Here is a 3,741-nt window from a genome sequence, read left to right as displayed (position 1 = left end):
CGGCCCCCCGCCCGCCCGCGCCCCGCCGGCTCCCCCTGGCCCCCGCCCGCCACGCCATACCCTCCGCCGCCCTACTCCTGCCGCTGCCCGCCGGCGGGGCCGCCCACCCCCGGGACGACCCCCCCCGGGTGACCGGCCCCCCCGCCGCCCCCCCCTGCCGGGCGGCCCCCCCCGCCCCCCCCCCCGGCGCCGGTGGCCCGGGCCCCCCCCTCAGGCCGGACACGGGACCCGCCATGTCGATCACCCTCTTCCGCCCCCAGGCTTTGCGCGCCCACAACCGCATCGATGCGCTTCAGGGGGCGATGCACGTCACCACCAGCATGACCCGGCACGCCCTGATGGCGGTGGTCGGCCTCACGGTCGTGGCGGTGGTCTGGAGCGGCTTCGTCCATGTCCCGGTGCGGGTGGACGGGAACGGCGTCTTCCTCGATTCCTCCGGCGAGCTGTTGCAGCCGGTGCGCTCGCCGATGGACGGCATCGTCGAGGCGGTGCTGGTCCATGAGGGAGATTACGTCAGCGTCGGCCAGGTGGTGGCGCGACTGCGCCTGCCGGAACGGCTGAACACGCTGAGCAAGAGCGAGCGCGATCTCGACTCCCTGAAGCGCAAGCACCGCGAGACCGAGGCCCTTCTGGCGGCCGAGCAGACCTCCGAGGTGAAGACCCGGGCCGAGCGGCGCAAGGCCCTGACCGGGCGGATCGAGAATCTGGAGAAGCGCCTCGCCTGGCAGCGCGAGTTGGAACAGGCTCAGGTCAAGCTCCTCGAGCTCGGCATCACCACCCGCAGCCGGGTCTACGAGGTCAAGGCGGCGACCCAGCAGGCCGCCGAGCAGCTGGCGGGAGCCCGCACCGAACTCTACGCCCTGGAGGCGGAGCCGCAGGCGACGGCAGGCCGGCACGAGCGCGAGCGCCTCGCCCTGACGTTCCAGATCGAGCAGCTGACCTCGGAGATCACCGCGCTGAAGGCCGAGATCGCCCGGGGCGCCGAGCTGCGCAGCCCGGTGAGCGGCACCGTCGCCGAGCTGTCGGCGGAGCGCAACGGCCTCGTCACCGCGAGCCAGCCGGTGCTGAGCGTGATCCCGGCCACCGCCAGCGGCAAGATCGAGGCGGTGACCTACGTCTCGATGTCGGACGGCAAGCTGGTCCAGGTCGGAGACGAGGTGCTGATCCGGCCCTCCTCCCTGCCGAGCCGCGAGCAGGGCCGCGTGCGCGGCACCGTCATGGAGGTGTCGGAGGCCCCGATCACCGACCGCGCGCTCACCCGCATCCTCGGCAACGCGGCACTCGTGCAGCAGGCCACCGGCGGCGGCGCGCCCTTCGCGGTCCGCATCGCGCTCCACCGCGACCCGAGCACGCCCTCGGGTTATGCCTGGACCTCGGGCGAGGGGCCGGACATGCGCCTGACCCCCGGCACCCCGACGAGCAGCCGTATCACCATCGAGCGCGAGACCCTGCTGTCGCTGGCCGTCCCCGCTCTGCGCAAGATGTTCGGGGCGAGCGAATGATACGAATTCCAGACGATTCCTTCCGGAATTCGCATCATCAGCCCGCGCGGCGCCTGAGCGAAGCCGACTTCCGCATTGCGAAGCAATCAATCGGACGTCGCATGACCGGCGCTTCCGAGTCCTGTCCCGCCCCGCCCTCCCTGCCCGGACGGTTCTGATGATGCGCAACCCGCTGCGTCGGACGCGGACTCCGCTCTTCCTCCAGATGGAGGCGACGGAATGCGGGGCGGCCAGCCTCGCCATGGTTCTGGCCGCCCATGGCCGCTGGATCACCCTCGAAGAGGCGCGCGAGCGCTGCGGCACCTCGCGCGACGGCGTCGACGCCCACGGGCTGATCGAGGCGGCGCGCAGCTACGGCCTCGTCGCCCGGGCCTTCCGGCGCGAGCCGGCCGACCTCGCGGCGCTGCCGATGCCGCAGATCCTCCACTGGTGCTTCAACCACTTCGTGGTGCTGGAGGCCGTTTCCGGCGGGCGCTACCACATCGTCGATCCGGCTCAAGGACGGCGCGCCGTCCCGGCGGCGGAGTTCGACGAGTGCTTCACCGGCCTCACCCTGGCGATGGAGCCGGGCGACGACTTCGCCACCGGCGGCCGGCCGCCCTCCGCCCTCGCCACCCTGGTGGGCGAGGCGCTGCATTCCCGCGACGCTCTCGTGGTCAGCCTCGTGACCGGGATCCTGGCGGTGATCCCGGGCCTCGCCCTGACCGGGGCGATCAGCACGCTCATCAACCACGTGCTCGCCGCCCACCAGTCCGCCTGGGCGCCGGCTTTGGTGCTGGTGTTCCTCGGCGTGGCGCTGGCGCAGGCGGGAATCTCCTTTCTGTCGGCCTGGACGGTGGCCGGCTGGAAAATCAAGATCGGGGCGGTCTCGGCCCTGCGGGGCTTCGCCCATGCCCTGACCCTGCCGCTGGCGTATTACGCCCAGCGCAGCGCCGGCGAGGTGGTGTCGCGCATCCGCATCGGCTCGGATCTCGGCGGCACCATCGCGGGCCCGCTCGCCAACATGATCCCGCAGGTGGTGCTGGTCCTGGTCTACCTGGCGATGATCTCGCTCTACGATCCCGTCATCATGCTGGCGGCGGTCGTGGCGGCGGGAACGAGCCTCGCCGTGCTGATCCTGGTGGCGCGCCGCCTCGCCGATCGGACCCGCGAGCACCAGCTCGCCGAGGGCCGGGCCGCCGGCATCGGCACTGCCGGCATGGCGAACCTGTCCACCTACGCCATGCTCGGCCGCGAGGACCTGCTGCTGTCGCGCTGGACCGCCGCCGAGGACGCCGCCATCGCTACCGAGCAGCGCCTCGGCCTGTTGCGGATCGTCTCCTCTCTCGGCCCGGTGGCGTCGGGCCTCATCCTCACCGGGGTGGTGCTGGTGGTCTGCGCCCTGCGGGCGATCGACGGCACCCTGTCGCTCGGCGACCTCGTCGCCACCCAGATGCTGGCGGGGCTGCTCAACAAGCCGCTCAACGCCCTGGCGGCCGGCCTGTGCACGGTGCAGGAATCGGCCGGCGCCCTGATGCGGCTGTCCGACCTCGAGGAGCATGGCTGCGCCGCCGCCTTCGACGGTCGCGCGCGCGGACCGGCCCCGGAGGGGGGCGAGGGCCGCCTGACCCTGCACGGGGTCGGCTATGCCCACAGCCCCGGCCGGCCGCTGCTGTCGGGGGTGGACCTCGCCCTGGCACCCGGCCGGCTCGTGGCGATCGTCGGGCCGTCCGGCGCCGGGAAGTCGACCCTGGCGCGCCTGATGGCGGGCCTCGTCGACCCGAGCGAGGGCCGCGTCACCCTCGACGGGGTGGCGCTCGCCGACTGGCCGCACCGGGTGCTGCGCCGGCGGCTGGTCTATGTCGGGCAGGCCCCGTCGAGCTTCTCCGGCAGCATCGCCGACAACATCCAGCTCTGGGACCCGGGCATTCCGCCCGAGACGGTGATGCGCGCTGTCGCCCGGACCGGCCTGACCGAGGCGGTGACGAAGCGCCCCGGCGGCGTGCTCACCAAGCTGGTCGGCGGCGAGACCGGCCTGAGCGGCGGCGAGATGCAGCGCCTGGCCCTCGCCCGGGCCATCGCCCGCGACCCCGCGGTGATCGTCCTCGACGAGACGACGAGCGCCCTCGATCCGGCCGCCGAGGAGGAGGTGCTGGAGATGCTGCGGGCCTCCGGGGCCGCCGTGGTGATCGTGACGCATCGCGCCGGCACCGCCCTGCGCTGCGACGAGGCGATCCTCGTCGGCGGCGGCGGCATCGCC

The 3,741-nt window shown here is 73.4% G+C and carries 2 protein-coding genes; both read left to right on the top strand.

Features of this window, described 5'->3' with window-relative positions:
- Positions 1–233: 233 nt before the first annotated feature.
- A complete protein-coding gene (locus tag VP06_RS32800) occupies positions 234–1,502 on the top strand; it encodes an NHLP bacteriocin system secretion protein (protein WP_048468015.1) in 1,269 nt (422 codons plus the stop codon).
- A 157-nt stretch (positions 1,503–1,659) separates the two neighbouring features.
- A partial coding sequence (locus tag VP06_RS32795; RefSeq protein WP_048468014.1) for a cysteine peptidase family C39 domain-containing protein occupies positions 1,660–3,741 on the top strand: 2,082 nt, incomplete at its 3' end.

The organism is Methylobacterium aquaticum (assembly GCF_001043915.1).
GTDB lineage: Bacteria > Pseudomonadota > Alphaproteobacteria > Rhizobiales > Beijerinckiaceae > Methylobacterium > Methylobacterium aquaticum.
Note: the sequence above shows the minus strand (reverse complement) of the source record. Positions and strands in the feature narration are given on the sequence as shown.

What these genes read in the sequence shown, in the direction of transcription:
- VP06_RS32800 (WP_048468015.1), top strand. Translation starts at nt 234, where the DNA reads ATGTCGATCACCCTCTTCCGCCCCCAGGCTTTGCGCGCCCACAACCGC.